The following is a 17,823-nucleotide window of genomic DNA, read 5'->3' on the forward strand; positions in this document are numbered from 1 at the left end:
AATCATGAAAAAGATCATCATATATTCAACGGTATTGCTTATTGCTTTTGCCGTATCCTGTACTAAGGATTTTACCAATATCAATACGAATCCGGCCAGTTTCCCGTCGGCGGCGCCAGAGGCTGTATTAACGGGGGCCTTTGTAAATACCATTAACAAGTTTGAATCCAATAATGTGATTTTCCTATGGGAATACTCACATTTGATTGACCCAGCCGGGCGTTATCTTGGCGGTGACGACGGTGGTGGAGCCACTTGGACCTTGCTTTATGCCAATGTATTAGGGTCTACACGTCAGCTTAAAAAACTATACCTGGGCAATCCTGCTTATACTAACCGAATGGCTATTACCGATATATGGGAGTGTTATGTATATACTTACTTGGTAGGTTGTTATGGGCCCATACCTTATGATAACGCAGGCAAAACAGATAACAGCGATGTAGAGTATAACGACGAGAATAGTATTTATACCTCATTACTTACCCGTCTGAAAGCTGATGCTGCCGCCATCAACCCTTCGGGTGATAAGTTTAACCCCGATGTGATATACAATGGCGATATGACCAAATGGGTAAAATTTGCCAATACCCTGCGACTGCGTATTGCTTTAACTGTGCAAAATAACCTGCCAGACCTGGCTGCTGCCAATATTCGTGAACTGATGACTAACGAAAACTCGTTAATTGGCTCAGACGCAGATGATCCTAAACTAACCTATGGCACAGCTACAGGCAGTCAATCACCTTATAACGTGATGTTGGTACAGGGTACATCCTACCAGGGCACGGCCACACCTGTTATGAGCGATTATGTGTTCACTTATTTCCGTTCCTATCATGATCCGCGCCTGGATGCCTATTTTAACAAGGCTGCAACGCCTTTTAATATTCAGGATACGCTGACAAGTAGAAAGGACAACCTTCATTATGTGGTCGTTTATCCTATTCCGCATTTGGGGCAACCCAAGTCACCGGCGCTTTTAAGTCAATGGGGACTTCAAAATCCACCCTTTGCCGGATCTACGGTACCGGTTAATTTTAGTACCCTGCCATCGGCGTTAACGGCTGCCACCAGGCCATTTTATATGATGACCTACGCAGAGGTGTGCTTTATGAAGGCTGAAGCGGCTCAGCGAGGCTATGGAGGGTCGCAAACAGCCGATCAATATTATTATGCAGGTATCAATGCAAATTTTGCTTTTTGGGGATTAACACCTGCCCAGGCTGCCGCCTACCAGGCACAGGGCGGCATTAAATGGGGTACTGCAGGTAAAGGGTTTAATTATGATCTGGGTTTTATCAATACCAGCACCCCGGCTGATAACCTAACCAAAATATGGATACAGGAGTGGATAAACTTTTTTGACGATGAAGCCTTTGAAGCCTGGGTATTACAACGCCGCACACGCAATTTAGTACTGCCACCGCATACCAACCCGGGTAGCGTTAACGTGCTCACTACTTACTCCAACCTTAATGACCGATGGATTTATCCTATCAAGAATGAGGTTCAAAACAATCCTATAGGTAATGCCAATGGAGTAAAACTATTGGGCGGCGGCGATTATGTATTTACCCCTCTAAAAATAGAACCCCAATATACCCCAACCGACTGGACAAAGGCACATGCTTTTGTGGACCTGAGCTTTGTCCAAAAGTGGTATGGTAATAACATTGAAGACCTTACCGCGGCAGGTATAAAGTATACCGTACTATCTACTTATTAATCAATAACAGACATATGAAAAAGAAATATATATATCGTTACAGCCTGTTGATATTGTTAATGTCAGTAGAGCTATTATCTTGTAAAAAAAACGATCCAAGTGTAAAAGATAATTTTTTGAATTACCAAATACCAGATGTCCCTGTAACATCCAACTATACGGTAGGGGCATTTTATTATAGTTTTACTACCCTTAATGCCAATGTTGCACAAATACCAACTGTGGGTAAATATGGCTATACCAACGGCTTGCCTCCTGATGGAGTAATGCAGCAACACATTGTCGACGCTGGCATTGCAAAAATTGATTACTTTATATTCTCGGTACGTTCACCCTCGCTTGATACCAAAAATTACCTGATCGATTCAACCACTGTAAATGCGTTTTTGACTGCGCCCAATAGCGCAGGTATAAAATTTGCGCTTTCCTATAATCTCAATACCGGTTTGTTAGGTATCACCAATTCGGGCGGTACTACAGGTAATGGAGTAACCATTGAAACCTCCCCATCAAAACTAACGGCATTTTATAATGATTTTAAAAGGCTCGCTTTTTTTCTGGGTAAAGCCAATTATCAAAAAGTTAACGGCAAATACCTGCTCATCATTAACAACGCGCAGGATTTGAACTCAAATGATAATGTAGCATTGTATAAACAGCTGCGAGCTAATTTATCGGCTCTGGGTTTCGACCTGTATATTGTGGGGATGCAAAACCGTTGGTCGCCGCCAGAACGTTATTATTATCGTTTCCAAAACTGTACCGATGCCATGTACGAAGCCAATATGGGCGATGTGGCCGGGGATAATGATCGTTATTGGAATTTTCCCCAATATACCGATCAGAATTGGGCTTACTGGAAAAAGACCATTGAGGCCTGGAACATGGAGTTTGTACCCTGCGTAATGGCTGGCTATAATTATCAAATCAATAATCCAACAACCAACCAACTCAGCGTTCAACGTACTGCTGATGGCAGCTGGTACAAAACGTTTACTAATGTAGCCAAACGTAATGCGTCCAAAAGCAGGCTCATCTTTGTCGACTCTTTTAATAATTTTTCGGTCGATTCACAAATTGAGCCTACACAAGCTTATGGCTATACTTACCTGGATATTACCCGACAAGCTTTTAAATTGAACTAAATAAAACAGCAGCAGACGGGCAGATGGCGTGTCTGCTGCTCATAGCATCCGGAGTGATGCAACATAACATTGATATCTACTAATGAACGTACTTACAAAAGCTTTAAGCACACTGATACTGTTTGGTTTTACTGGCGGCAGTTTATACGCACAAGATAATAGCCTAACTGAAAATTTTGAAAATCCTGGTCACCAGTATGAAAAAACAGGTCGTGGCGAATGTCATGTTGCCAATGGGATATTAACTACCAAAGACGCATATATAAGTTTTGGCGATGCCGATTGGAAGAATTATGAGATCAGTTTCAAAGCGAGGGTGCCGGATACCGCCAAACAGGTTCAGATATGTGCCGGTTTTAGGGCCGGAAACCGCGATGACCGGTATATGCTGATGCTTAAAGGAGGAATCCAGCAGGATATTTACTTGGCCCGATTGGGGTATATGGGTAGTGATGATTTCCTGGCGCTGCGCCACTTGGATTTTCATCCAGAACCTGGTAAGTGGTATAATTTCAGGGTGCAGGTAAGCGACAAACGGATCAGGGTGTTTTTAAACAATGAAAGTTTACCTCGTATTGATATTGTTGACTCACTAGCATATCTGTCGCCACAGGGTAAGGTAACCCTGGGCGGTAGTTGGATCACTAACCAGTTTGATGATCTGGTTATTAAACCGATGCGGGAGGATCAACTGAAAAGCAACCGTATACAAGAATATGCTGTAACTGTAAAAGATAAGGAGGCTTTACGCAAACAGCAACGTGCTACTTATAAGCCGGTTTCTGTAGAACAATTAGCAGGTGGGCGTACTCTTGTTTCTCTTAATGGTAAATGGCTGTTTTCACCAGGGTATGAAATCACAGATCAGACGAAAGCGGTCTTACCCGAAGAGAACGATAAAAACTGGCATATATTAACCATTCCCAATTTTTGGAATCCCATACGTGTTTGGTTGCATGGCGAAAAGTACAACAACGACAGCAAGGGTGTGGCAGATAACTATTATCAGAAAGAAACTGAGCGTTGCGAGGCCTATACTTTTGATTACAAAAAAACAAGCGTAGGCTGGTATCGTCAATGGATCAATCTGCCAAACAACATTGGCGCCAAAAATCTGCAGCTTTCATTTGACGCCGTATCAAAAGTGGCCGAGGTGTATATCAATGGGCACAAGGCCGGGAGCCACATCGGTATGTTCGGCAATTTTGAAGTAGACGGTACAGGTCTGTTTAAATCCGGCAAAAATCTGGTTGCAGTAAAAGTGACCCGAGATTATGTAAAGGATATTAAAGATGCTGATAAAGTAATGGACGTTGCGGTCACTGTGCCTGTTACCCAGAAAATGATGAAGGACCTGGCGCATGGTTTTTTTGACGATGACCCGGCAGGCATCTGGCAGCCGGTATCGTTGATCATCACTGATCCGGTGCGCATACAGGATGTATTTATTAAGCCTAATCTCACGGGAGCTGATCTGGATATCACAGTAAAAAATTATACCGATAAAGGGGTGCCGTTTTCAATTGTCGCGGATATAAACGGTGTACAACCCAATGATGTATTGTATAATCATACGATACTTGATCAGCAGGAACTGAAACCAGGAGAGGAGCGAACCTTTACTGCGGCCATAACTGGTTTGCAACCCAGAATATGGTCGCCGGAACATCCCAATCTTTATGATTTTAATTTTAAGCTGACAACTACTAATAGGGATCTAACAGATTCGAAAATTATCCGTTCCGGTTTCCGGACCTTTAAGGCCGAAGGGGATTATCTGTATTTGAATGGCAAACGTTACTGGTTGCGGGGTGCCAATCAAACACCACTTGGCTTGGCGCCTAATGATACCCTGCTGGCAGATACTTTTACTAAACTTATGAACAAGGGCAATATGATGGTTACCCGCACCCATACCGTTCCGGGTACCGAAACCTGGATGGATGCCTTTGATAAAAACGGTATTGGTGTAAGTTATGAAGGCACCTGGTCGTGGTTGTTTCTGAGTAGCAGTATGCCCTCGCAAAATCTCATCGATTTGTGGAAACAGGAATTTTATGATCTGTTAAAAAAATATCGCAATCATCCTTCATTATGGATCTGGACGGTAAATAACGAGATGAAGTTTTATGATAACGACCCCGATACAGAGAGAGCAAAGATAAAAATGAAGATCATATCTGATGTGGTTAAACACATGCGGCTGATCGACCCTACACGCCCAATTGTGTTCGACTCCAACTATCGCCGCAATACCAAACGTTTCGGTGACGATTTTTATAAAGACATTGATGACGGGGATATCGACGATCAGCATGCTTACCTCAACTGGTACGACTACTCTATATTTAGCTATTTTAAGGGAGAGTGGCAGCAAAGGTATAAAAATAATGGACGCCCGCTCATCAGCCAGGAAATGTCGACCGGTTATACGGATGAAACAGGCCATGCCACCCGCTTCTATAATTATGTCCATCAAAACCCGGAGTCGCTGGCTGGTAAATTTACCTATGAATACAATGATCCTGCTTATTTTATGAAACCGCAGGCTTTTATTACCAAAGAGCTTGCCGAAGCCTTGCGTCGCAGCGATGATCGCTCGGCTGGGATATTACATTTTGCATTGATCACCTGGTTTACCAATGTTTATCAACATGATCATATTAAGCCGTTCCCGGTATATTACGATATGCAAAAAGCCTTGCAGCCAGTGCTGGTATCAGCCGAACTTTGGGGGCGGCACTTTTACACCGGTACCAAATTGCCCGTGCGTGTCTGTGTTATTAACGATCAGGAAAATGGCTCCGTATTACCCGCATCAACGCTGCAATGGAAACTCACGGGAGATAAAGATATTGTACTGGCGAGCGGCAATATCGCCGTGCCACATGTTGATCATTACACCCGTCACTGGATAGAGCCGCAGATCAATATCCCCGAAAATCTACCCCGGCAAAAACAAGAGGCGCGGTTACAGTTGCAATTGATAGTCAATGGTAAAACTGTTTCTGAAAATAGTTATGAAGTATTGTTGGCTACAAAACTTGGTCTGCGGACCGATAAGCTATCAGGTAAAAAGATAGCTGTATTTGACGTTAATGATCACATAACTACCGCGTTGAAATGTTTAGGCATTCAGTATACGGCTTCATCCACACTCACAAATGCGCTAAAACAAAAGGCAGATGTTTATTTGCTCTCAGGACTTGACTCTATAAACACCACAACTTCTGATCTTAAACAGATCAGGAAGCTGGTTCACGACGGAAGAAAAGTTTTGCTCTCTAGTTCTGGTGATATGGCACATGCTTTATATCCGGAATACATCAGGAGCGTACTTAAAGAAAGGAGTGAGATCGCTAATATCGATATCCCAGAATCCCCGGTATTTGATGGAATTGAACCTTTGGAAATGCGTTACCTAAATAATAACCTGCGTGAAAGTCCATCGGTAGTATCGGGCGCTTACCGTATTAATCGTGATGCGCATGTGGAGGCACTGGCATCGTTTATAAAAATACATGGCTATCTCTCTGGCAATGTTACCGAACGGATGCATGCACTTGATAAGATCAAAGGATTTCCCATTGTTAAAATAAACGATGATAGGGGAGCAGTATTGTTATCAGAAATCAGGCTCGATAAAGCAGTTACGGATCCTGTTGCAGGTAAATTATTGGTTAATATGCTGTTTGATTTAACCCGTTAAAGCGAATAATGGTTGTTTGCGAATAACTAATATGAGCCCTGGAATAAGTTATTTTAATATTAAAATACTATCAAAATATATAATCCATTAAGCTTTTTTTAAGTATTGATTAATGTTTAAAAAGAAATTAGTGTTTATAACCAATTATTATCGTGCCTATTTAATACATTAACTATAGGTACTAGTCTTTAATGAATCGTGTTTGTTCTATTCCCCGTCGTGAGGATGGTGGTTTGCTATATGCTTGATTGGTAATGGCTTGTGTCTTTTAGGCGCTGCTGCAATTTTCATTGCCAATTGATAACCTTTTGCATTTACTAACCTATAAATACAAACCAAATGAGAAAAATGAACATTTTATGCTTAGCGGCCATCATGGGACTATCCGTTAGCTGTACTAAAAAAAACATGCCTGTTGATGCACCGAGCGCAGCCGGGAAGGGCAAACTGAATACGCAGGGTTCGCCTCCGGGTGATGTTGTGGGTAAGTTGGTAGTCGGTTATCAGGGCTGGTTTTCAGCAACAGGAGACGGATCTCCTAATAACCATTGGGTACACTGGGCCGGCAATGCTGGCGGTGCAGCACCATCGCCAGGACACCAAACATTTGAGCTCTGGCCAGATATGCGGGAGTATACCAACTCTTATCAAACAGGGTATGCCAATTTAGGTAATGGGCAGCCAGCCAAGCTGTTTTCGCCCTGGGATGTGCAAACCGTAAATACACACTTCTCTTGGATGCAGCAATATGGTATTGATTGTGCCGCCTTGCAGCGTTTTGGCAAAGGCAACGCGCAATTAGATGGCATTGCTACACGGGTAATGAATGCTGCTCAAACTTATGGACGTAAGTTTTATGTGATGTATGATATTTCTGGCTGGACTAATTTTCAATCGGAAATAAAAACTGACTGGACTAACGATATTGTGGGTTCGCTCCATCTTACATCATCAGCTGCCTATGCCATGCAAAATGGCAAGCCGGTAATTTGTATATGGGGTTTTGGTGTATCCGGCCGCCCGGGCGATGTAAATTCTTATACAGATGTGATCAACTATTTTAAAAACCAGGGATGCTATGTGATCATCGGCGGCCCGCGCAATTGGCGATCGCAAACTGCTAATTTACCTGCTTTTAATTTGGCCAATATGATCATGCCCTGGGCTACTGGTACTTTTAGCGATGTTGCTGGTGCCGACTCCTATGTATCAACCCTTAGTGCAGATTTTGCCTATTGTAACTCAAACGGTATAGATTATCAGGCAGAGGTGTTTCCTGGTTTTTCGTGGTCAAACTGGAATGGCGGTGCACAAAATCAGATTCCCCGCCAGCACGGCGATCTGATGTGGGAGCAATTTGCCAATGTACGCAACCAGGGTATAGGCAATGTGTACGTAGGCATGTTTGATGAATATGACGAGGCAACAGCCATCGCCAAAGCTGCCGAAGACGCCTCGATGATACCAACCAACCAATATTTTTTAACGCTTGATGCTGATGGTGTGCACGTATCGTCCGATTATTATTTACGGCTTACCAATGATGGCGGCAAGATGATCAAAGGGCAGATTCCACTTACTTTCACGCACCCTACGCCATTTGTAGTGGGGGGAACTACAACCACTGTATTTATTGATCATTGTGATACCACTACTGGTTGGACATCCAGTAACACGCTTTCGGTAAACACAACAGATAAGCAGGAGGGAACCGGAGCTTTACAGTCTGTTGGTAGCGGTACGGATGAGTTTAAGAAAAACTTTACCGCAGTTAATACAGGTGCGACGGTTGCTAACGGTTCCATCCAATTCTGGTATTACGTGTCTGATGCCAGTAAGTTTGGCACCGACAACCAGATAGAGCTAGGTAGTGGGGGAGCCGCCGATGTAAATGAATACAGCTGGAACATCGGCACGCTGGTAAACGGCTGGAATCTGATCACCAAATCATTCAATACCGCAACTGTAACTGGAGGGACACCTAATTTGGCTGCTCTCAACTGGTTTCGTATTTATCATACTAAAACAGCCAGTATTACTACCCGGGTTGATGCCATAACCGTTATACATTAATAGCTTACCAATACAAAATCTTTACGTAGGAAGAACCGGGAACGGTTCTTTCTGCTTGTGAAAATCATTTAACAATGAAAAAAATAACATTTACCTTATTGATAGTAATCGGTTACCTATGTATGAGTTGTGCGAAAAAGGAACTGCCCATATCAGCCAAATTATCTGCATCTGCAACAAAAAATATATCAGTTAATACCGCACCTGGCAATGGTGCTTTGGGCGATACTAATATTAAATATTTTGGTCGTTGGGATTTTAGCAGTACCACGCAATATTTAAGTTATTGGGGAGGCGCTTATATTAAAGTGAATTTTACAGGTACTACCGCTAAGCTCAAAGTAGGTAATACAACCAATTACTACGCCCGGATTGATAACGGACCCTGGGTAAGCTATATTGGAGCCAGCGGAACTATTGATTTAACGCCAACGCCCTTGTCTGCAGGGACGCACACACTAAGCGTGGCGCAGGGTAAAGATTATAGCTATGTGTTTAACTTTCAGGGTTTAATACTGGATGCGGGAGCAGTTACCAGCGCACCATCAACCGGTGCCGATCTGATAGAATATATCGGTGATTCTATTACTGCTGGTTATACCGATCCGCAGGCTAACGTATCCGATTATGCCTGGGTTTGTGCCGAAGCGCTGGGTGCCGAGCATACGCAAATTGCTTATCCCGGTATTGCTTTGGTAAATGGTTTTGGTCTCAATACGGATAAAACAGGCATGGACCTACAATATTTTAAGGCACGTTCACTGGCTAATGCAAATTCGCCCGTATGGGATTTCAGCGTGTATACGCCAAAGATAATCGTGATTAACCTAGGGCAGAATGATAACAGCACCAGCGTACCGGATGATACCTTTCAAACCGATTATATATCTTTTTTGACCAATATACGTGCAAAATTCCCCAATACCGAAATATTTGTAATGCGTACCTTAATGGGAGTTAAGACCAGCCCAACTCTGGCTGCAGTAAACGCGCGGATAGCCGCCGGCGATACTAAGCTCCATTATATTGACACCAATGGTTGGCTGACTCCCAATAGTGCCGATTATACAGGAAACTCAGGTGTGCATCCCAGTGTGGATGGTCATATAAAGGTAGCCAACCTGTTAAAGCCTATTTTAGCCTCCTATTTAACCGGCGGCATGCCACCGGCTCCATTGTATCTTGACCACTGCGACCTCACCAGCGGATGGACATCGGCGAATACTTTGAGTTTGAACACTTCGGATAAAAAAGAAGGCAACGGTTCATTACAAACTGTTGGGAGTAATACACTTGATTTTCAAAAAGTATTTACTCCAATTAATATAGGTGCCTCTACAGTTAATGGATCTATACGATTTTGGTACTATGTATCCGACGCAAACCAATTAGGTACTAACAATCAGGTTGAGCTTGGCAGCGGAGGCACCAATGATGTTAATGAATATAACTGGGATATTGGTCCGCTCAGCAATGGTTGGAATCTGATTACCAAAACATTCGCCAGTGCAGGTACAACAGGTGGTGCACCAAATTTGAATGCGATCAACTGGTTTCGTATCTATCACGCTAAAACAGGCAGTGTTACTACTAAAATAGATGCCATACAAATATTGCATTGAGTAATATTTTGTATGGCAACAAGAATGTACTTTCATTAATATCTTCTTAGACTAGTGTTTTATTGTGGATTTTCGAATAAGGGGTTCAAATTATGCTGAAGCTCAAGAGCAAAATGACTTTAACGATATTGTTAAGGTCATTTTGCATTTTCTACTAATTCTTAATCTGTATTTTTTGGATAAATTATTGTTTTTCAATTGCTTAGTAATTTAATCAAGGTTAAAATCCATTCCCGAGTTTTTTGAACTTCTGAGGACATTATTATTTTTCCGTTAAGACCGCTGAAAGAACTGAAAATTATCTATCTTGTTGAAGACTTAACGGGATATTTAAAATTGGGATGTAGAAATCAAATATGTACTATTTATCTAGCCTCTTCGTTTTTTTTCAGTATCACTTTCCTTGTTCGTCTGAATATGCACATTATCGATTTATTGAGATTCGCCGACAATTTTTCAGAAAATATTCAGAATTGAGGTTGAATTTCGACACCATTAAGTATTTACCAATCCCAATCAAATGAGGCTATAGCTACTTCACATTTTTCATATTCTTCCTTGAAACAATTACAGTCAATAACCTTGTTCAGACAACTGATTTTAGTTTGCAGTATTGTTTTATGCAGTTTGCCCAAGCGATTTGTTAAGATGGCAGTCCTGATAGTCTTTTTGGGTATTTGCAATGGAGTAAGTGCTCAGCAAACCAGTGGAGATGGAGGGAAAAAAAACACAATACCCGCGGCCACAGATGTGAGTAAGGACGACGGTGTTTTTACAATTGTTAGAGGCAAAGTTATGGATGCCGACGGTCATCACCCGCTTCCTTTAATCAATGTGAAAATTAACGGAAGCAAATATGGTATAGTGACAGATCCACAGGGGGATTTTTATTTGTCTGCTCCCGGTAGTTATAATCGGGTTACATTTTCATATGTGGGTTACCAATCAGTGACTAAAAGTATAGCACCCGGTAAGGATAATGTTTTGAATATATCTATGCGCAGGGGGCAAACCCAACTGAAAGAAGTTGCCATAACCTCCGGAAAGAAAAAGCGCTACAGGAACAAAGGCAACCCGGCTGTTGATTTGATTAGGGAAGTCATTAGTCATAAGGAGGAGAACAGGATGACGAGTGCTGATTATCTTCAATATGAGCAATATGAGCGAATCAATCTCTCTTTTGTTGATATCCCCGCCGCTCTGATCAATAACCGTTTTTTCAAAATGTATAAATTTATGCTGGACACTGTCCGGAATGGTGAAAAAAAACAAGCACTCTTGCCAGCTTATTTCAGTGAAAAAGTATTCAGGAATTATTACCGGAAATCGCCGGAAAAGGCCATCAAAATTTTAGTAGCGCAGAAGGAGTCCAACATACTGAAGTTTATTGATACGGCTGGTGTAGATGTATATCTTAACCGTCTTTATGGTAATACGATTGATATCTACGCTAATAATATTTTTATTATCACCAACCAGTTCCTGAGCCCCATAGCAGATCATGCGCCCGATTTTTATAAATTTTTCATAACCGACACCATTCAGGTTGGGAAAAATAAATTGATCGAGATCAGTTTCACGCCAAGAAACCAGGGAGATCTCCTGTTTGAAGGTAAACTTCTGGTTACCCAGGATGGACATTTCGCAGTACAGTCTTGTGAACTTGATGTAAATAAGCATATCAACATTAACTTTATGCGTTCACTCAGGATACGGCTTGATTTTTTACCTTTTTCAAACGGTCGGTATTATCTGAGCAAAAGTGACGTTAAGGCAGACTTTGGTGTTTTTAAAAACAAGGGATTTGGTGTAAACGGTGAGCGTACAGTAGTTTTTTCTAATTATTTATTGAACTCAGCACTTCCGGAGGTATTTTACAAAGGAAAAGATCTGCAAACTGCACCGGATGCGGATAAACCAGATACTGCTTATTGGACTCAGCACCGTCCGGATACCTTGACAGCTCAACAAGCAAGGGTTTATCCCCGTATCAGCAGGTTGGAAAAGATGCCGCAATTTAAACGGGCTACCTGGGTGGCGGCGACGCTGACTGGTGGTTATGCCAGTTGGGGACCGGTACAACTTGGACCGGTGGGTTCGTTTTTTTCGTATGACAGCCAAGAAGGCCCACGTTTTCAGGTAGGAGGGCGCACGACGCCAGCACTGAGCAAGACTATATATTTTGAAGGTTATACAGCGTATGGTACAAAGGACAAACAAATGAAGTATGATCTGAGTGCTTATATTGCTACCAATAAAACGGCTTTTTATCGGTTTCCGAACGATTATTTCAAATTAACCTATCAATATGATATCGGAGTGCCGGGACAAAATTTTTCGATCATCAACCAACAGGCGGCATTGTCTTCTTTTCAATCAGGTACTACCGCCTATTGGATTTATAACCGGACATATAAAGTTGAATATGTTAAAGATTTTGAAAATCATTTCTCCTATAACCTGGCTTTCCGGAACTGGGATCAACAAGCGGCCGGGAGGCTTGTGTACCAACGTAATGCTCCGGATGATCAAATTGTTGATCATCTAAGAACAAGTGAGCTTGACCTGGGGCTGCGCTATGCCCCACACGAGCAAATTTTGCAGGGTACTGTATATCGAAGAACCATTTACAGTAAATATCCAATACTTTATTTACAAGTGAATCATGGCATTAAGGGTTTATTCAATGGTTCGTACAATTATACCACGCTAGGGCTTAATATTTTTAAGCGGTTTTATTTTTCTCAGCTCGGATTTGCGGATATTACGCTTTTAGGGGGCTATCTTGATGGTAAGGTTCCTTTTCCACTGCTTAGTATTAGTCCAGCAAATCAATCGATCGCCTATGATCCGGATGCTTATAATCAGATGACTTATCTTGAATTTGTAAGTGATCATTATGCTGGCCTTAATCTTACCCAAAGCTTTAATGGTTTTTTCCTGAATAAAATCCCTCTGATAGAACATTTGAAATGGCGAGAATATTTAACCGGAAAAATACTTTTTGGAGGACTTCGAGATGAAAACAATCCGCTTTATTCTTCTGGGCTCTATAACTTTCCGGTTGCCGGAAACGGAGCAAACGGTACCTATGCACTTGGTAGCAAGCCCTATATTGAAGCAGGTGTGGGCATTGGGAATATATTTAAGTTTCTCCGGATAGACGGGATAAAACGCTTTAATTACCTTGATCATCCTGGCGCATCCCGTTATGGTATCAAATTAAGTTTCAACCCTGATTTCTGATCAGTTTTACTTCAGCCATAGCTAATAAACCCATCAGCGCCGCTTTCGAGGATAACTTTGGATAAGCGGTATTCTTTTCGGTTGCGACCATTCTTTTCTCTATATTTTCCTGGTAAAGGTTGCTAAAGTATAGGCCAATTCCTCTAAGAGCCCCTGTCCTTTTAATAAATGGTTGTCCTTTTCCGGTTCGGATATTCCTCGTGCGTATACAGTGCCAACCCAATCATGAGTTAAATAGTTTATTGTATGCTCAGCAGACTTGTGATTTAACTTTCGTCCTGATAAAAACAAGGAGATAATGACGGCATTGATCCGGTAGTTGAGCACCTGAATATGCTCTATCCTGGGTAGATCAACCTTGCCCGGTTCTACTCTCGCATGACGAATCCCTTCAGATAATCTGGCCAATCGCAAATGAGCCTCTTTCCTTGCCAGCCAAATTTCCTGCTGTTCCAATCTATTTACCACCGCTTCTAAAAACAAACGATTACCCTCCATAGCCAAGCGTCCAAGTTCTTCTAGTTCTATATTGATCCATACCGGAAAGATAAATATGCCGGCAAACGCTACTGCGCACCCTGCCAGAGAGTACCAAACCCTGGCCGATACAATCACCATTGGTTGTCCATGATATAAACTTAGGCAGATCACTACACAAATAGTAATACAGCAAACGCTCCACCCATATCTCGGGCGATTCCAGGCAAAAAAGCCCAATAGAGCAAAACTGGCAATAGCTAACAAAATAACAGCTGGTTTAATCAGGAAAATAAACAAGCTCGCGAGTACAACACCGGCAAATGTTCCAGATAATCGCTCCAGGTTCCGTTGCCAGGTTACTGCCAGCTTTGGCCGTGCTACAATAACGATGGTTAACAGTAACCAGTAACTATAATGGTCCTTAGTGAAAAATAGGGTAGCAAGATATCCAATACCGAATAATAGTGCCAACCGTAACGAAAACCGCAACACTGGTGATTGAAAATGGAGTTGTAGTTTAAATTTCTGCCAGTAGTTATCGCCACGTGGTAAAAAAGCGTTAAAATTGGAATTTGCCACCGTATTATCCCTATCAAAGTGAATATCTTCCAATAGCTGGCGTATGGCGCCCACATTTGTCAAAATACCATTTACTACCGCCTTTTCCTCGGTTGGCAATCCGATGGCTATCCTGCCCAATTCAATACTTAACTCTTGGTATCTTTCAAACTTTCTGGTTAGTATACGTTTTTTCGATTGGTCTGCCTCTTCCGCTAACAAATTGATGAGTTCTGTAATAATTATCAGAGCACCGGTAGGAGCCAGGCGTCTTCGAACCACTTCGTAGTCATAATGCATCGCCGTTATTTGTTCATAAAGACCGATAACTTTTATAGAAGAGTTAAGCAGTCTTTTCACTTGCGGTCGTGATTTTCGCATTGCTGCGCGGTCGCTTAACAACAATTGCCTCACTAATTCTTGTTTTTCGGATACCCGTAAATGCAATGTGATGATTTGCCGATAGCTTTCCTCCAGTGAAACATTAGGGTCATAACAATTAGCTTTGGCTTTCAAAAAGTCAGCCGTAGCTGATAAAGTCTCCCTTAGACCTTGATGTAAGGAACGGAAAGGCCATAAAAATACCTGTATCAAGCTTATCAGGTAAAACCAAATACAGCCTGCCAGCAGGTAAAAACTAAATGTTAAAGGCTCATGTGGTTGCAGACCAAGAATAAAAACCATAAGTATGATACCCATAGTTCCAACTACAGTTGAACGTCCACCTAATGCTGCCAGCATAGAAAGTAAAAATGTAAAGCCGACCAGCATCAGTCCGGTAATTACAGGTTTGGATAAGGCCGCCGAAAACAAAAGTGAGATCAATAAAAATACAGTGATGCTTTGCAAAGCAGTCAATGTCTTATTGCGTCGATTTCCGGGTAAATCAGTCAAGCTAATCAGTAATGCTCCTACAGCCATCGCAATTGCCATTTGCCGGTGGGTTGCATACAGCAATATTAAAGGCGCTAACACAACCAGTGTGTTTCGTAGTGCATCAATTACGCTTTCTTTTAAACGGAAAGCTAAAAAAAATGAAGGGCGGTTTAACACGGGGCAAAAGTAAATATAATAATACCTATTACCGTACTATAATTCCCGGCAGAAGTTTCAGGCTAATAAATATCATATGATTAAGTTTATCAGAATACCCTGTTAATAGATTAAAATGATTAAAGTACAATAGAATATTTGTATCTATTTTAGAAATCGATAAATTAAGATTTCATGTTATTAGCAAGTGACTTAAAAAGGTTAATATTATATTAACAAAATATTATTCTATTTAATTAAGTTTGTTTTAAGAGGTTAAAAATATTGAAAAAAGGATCAGACTATATAAAAGAGTGGCACGAATTTGTTCATGAAGAGAACGAAGTGGCGTTTCATGAATTGTATTGTCACTATTTTAAATATCTTTCATTTATAGGGCTAAAAAAAGGTTTTTCAGTAAATAGGGTTAAGGATAATATTAACGATCTGTTCCTTAATTTATGGGAAAAGAAAGGGCAATTATACAGTGTAGTTAATTTTCACAATTATATTGTATCATCCTTCTTACGAAAATTATACCGAAGAGACAACCTGGAAATTGATGAAAGCATGCTAATTGAAATGGTACCCGGCCTGCAGGCTTATCCTTCGGTAGAAAGTCAATATATATCTCAACACACGCAAGATGATCTTAGCCGGATACTGAAAGTTTTTGTGGAGAAACTTCCTTACAAACAAAAGCAAATGATTTATCAAAAGTTTTATCTTGGATTATCATATAAAGAAATATCCGAAACTAACCACATCTCCATAAATACAGTATACAACACCGTTTACAAAGCCCTGGAAAAACTGAAAATAGAAATCGGCAAAGATAATCTTTCTGCCTTTTCGCTGGCATTAGCCTTGCTTTCTCTCCTTTGTTTAATTTATTTTCAAAAATTTTTATAAAAGAGTAGTGAAAAAATAAAATCCTGTACTCTATTGCTTATAAACACAATAAGATGCAGGATAAAGATATTTTCAACCTTTTAACAGACGAAAGTTTTTGCAACTATTGCCTTAAAACCAATGTTGAAGATGAGGAATACTGGGAAAATTGGTTGAAAAGAAATCCTTCTGAACGCGAAAATATTGCATCACAAAAAGCATTAGTTATTTTATTAGCGCATGAGGCGGCAACGCAGGTAACACAAAATGAATACCGGAAATTACAGCGGAGAATAAGGCTATCTGAAAAAAATAATGGTAAACTATTTTTGTTGTTCAGGCGATGGGCGATAGCTGCTTCTTTAATACTTTCCATTTCTGTTGGATATTATTTTTATCATAAAGCACGGGTCAACCAACAAATAAGTAGTATAGGTTCAAGTAAAATAGCGCCAGGTAATACTAAAACAATACTTATCCTGGCAAACGGCCAAAAAATAGAATTAAATGCCGCCACCGCAGGCACAGTAGCCAAACAAAGTAATACAACAATCCGAAAGACCAACGATGGCAGAATAATTTATGATGGCGACAGTAAAAATTTACTTTATAATACAGTCATAACGCCGCGGGGTGGAAAATTTGATCTGATACTTTCAGACGGCTCCAAAGCTACTCTTGATGCTGCATCATCCATAAAATATCCGGTTTCTTTTACAGGGAATGAACGGACAGTAGAAGTTACCGGACAAGTGTATTTTGAAGTAACACATAATGCTGCCAAGCCTTTCAAGGTCTTAACCAAAGGCCAAACAATTGAAGTTTTAGGAACACACTTTAATGTTAATGCTTATGACGATGAGCCTGCTATCAAAACAACGTTGCTGGAAGGTAGCGTTAAAATTAATTATCAAGGTAAAAATGTACTGTTAAAACCAGGGCAGCAAGCATCGGTAAAAAATGGAATCAGTGATATACGGGTAAATGTTGTTGATCCGGAGCTGGTGATCGCCTGGAAGAACGGATTATTTCGATTTAACAAGACTGATTTACTATCAGTTATGAGACAAATAGCACGCTGGTATAATATGGAAGTTGTTTATCCTGCGACATTAAAAAATACCGACCTATTTGAAGGCAGCACCCCAAGATCAGCAAATGTTCAGCGTATTTTAAGGCAACTTGAAGTTACCGGTCATGTGCGGTTTGAGGTTGACGGGAATAAGATAATTGTTAGGAATAAATAGATTTTTAAGATACTGACAAAACAATAATTTAATTGCATTAATAGCCTATGATAAAATAAAACTTACTTAAACCAATTCAGCCGGGTACAAA

The 17,823-nt window shown here is 41.0% G+C and carries 9 protein-coding genes; 8 read left to right on the top strand and 1 reads right to left on the bottom strand.

Annotated elements, in window-relative coordinates:
- Positions 1-4 precede the first annotated feature (4 nt).
- The 6 genes from G7092_RS01235 (at position 5) to G7092_RS01260 (ending at position 13,524) form a co-directional block, all read left to right on the top strand.
- Positions 5-1,729, top strand: coding sequence for a SusD/RagB family nutrient-binding outer membrane lipoprotein (locus tag G7092_RS01235; RefSeq protein WP_166085397.1), 1,725 nt, complete (start codon positions 5-7; stop codon positions 1,727-1,729).
- A 14-nt stretch (positions 1,730-1,743) separates the two neighbouring features.
- Positions 1,744-2,874 carry a glycoside hydrolase family 99-like domain-containing protein gene (locus G7092_RS01240; RefSeq protein WP_166085399.1) on the top strand — a complete coding sequence of 377 codons (1,131 nt, stop codon included), beginning with the start codon at positions 1,744-1,746 and terminating at the stop codon, positions 2,872-2,874.
- An 82-nt stretch (positions 2,875-2,956) separates the two neighbouring features.
- Positions 2,957-6,583, top strand: coding sequence for a glycoside hydrolase family 2 protein (locus G7092_RS01245; RefSeq protein ID WP_166085402.1), 3,627 nt, complete (start codon positions 2,957-2,959; stop codon positions 6,581-6,583).
- Between the two features lie 339 nt (positions 6,584-6,922).
- A complete protein-coding gene (locus G7092_RS01250) occupies positions 6,923-8,656 on the top strand; it encodes a glycoside hydrolase family 99 protein (RefSeq protein WP_202985190.1) in 1,734 nt (577 codons plus the stop codon).
- Positions 8,657-8,730: 74 nt separating this feature from the next.
- Positions 8,731-10,278 carry an SGNH/GDSL hydrolase family protein gene (locus tag G7092_RS01255; RefSeq protein WP_166085404.1) on the top strand — a complete coding sequence of 516 codons (1,548 nt, stop codon included), beginning with the start codon at positions 8,731-8,733 and terminating at the stop codon, positions 10,276-10,278.
- Positions 10,279-10,926: 648 nt separating this feature from the next.
- Positions 10,927-13,524: a DUF5686 and carboxypeptidase-like regulatory domain-containing protein gene (locus tag G7092_RS01260; protein WP_166085405.1), complete on the top strand. Its 2,598-nt coding sequence runs from the start codon at positions 10,927-10,929 to the stop codon at positions 13,522-13,524.
- A 99-nt stretch (positions 13,525-13,623) separates the two neighbouring features.
- Here G7092_RS01260 and G7092_RS01265 read toward each other — a convergent pair whose 3' ends face one another.
- A complete protein-coding gene (locus tag G7092_RS01265) occupies positions 13,624-15,615 on the bottom strand; it encodes an FUSC family membrane protein (protein WP_166085407.1) in 1,992 nt (663 codons plus the stop codon).
- A gap of 264 nt (positions 15,616-15,879) precedes the next feature.
- On the opposite strand from G7092_RS01265, the gene G7092_RS01270 reads away from it, so the two are divergent.
- Complete coding sequence (locus G7092_RS01270; protein ID WP_166085409.1) at positions 15,880-16,506, top strand: RNA polymerase sigma factor; 627 nt, start codon at positions 15,880-15,882, stop codon at positions 16,504-16,506.
- A gap of 53 nt (positions 16,507-16,559) precedes the next feature.
- Positions 16,560-17,732, top strand: coding sequence for a FecR family protein (locus G7092_RS01275; protein WP_166085411.1), 1,173 nt, complete (start codon positions 16,560-16,562; stop codon positions 17,730-17,732).
- Positions 17,733-17,823: the final 91 nt, after the last annotated feature.

The sequence above is a fragment of the Mucilaginibacter inviolabilis genome, from assembly GCF_011089895.1.
Classification (GTDB): domain Bacteria; phylum Bacteroidota; class Bacteroidia; order Sphingobacteriales; family Sphingobacteriaceae; genus Mucilaginibacter; species Mucilaginibacter inviolabilis.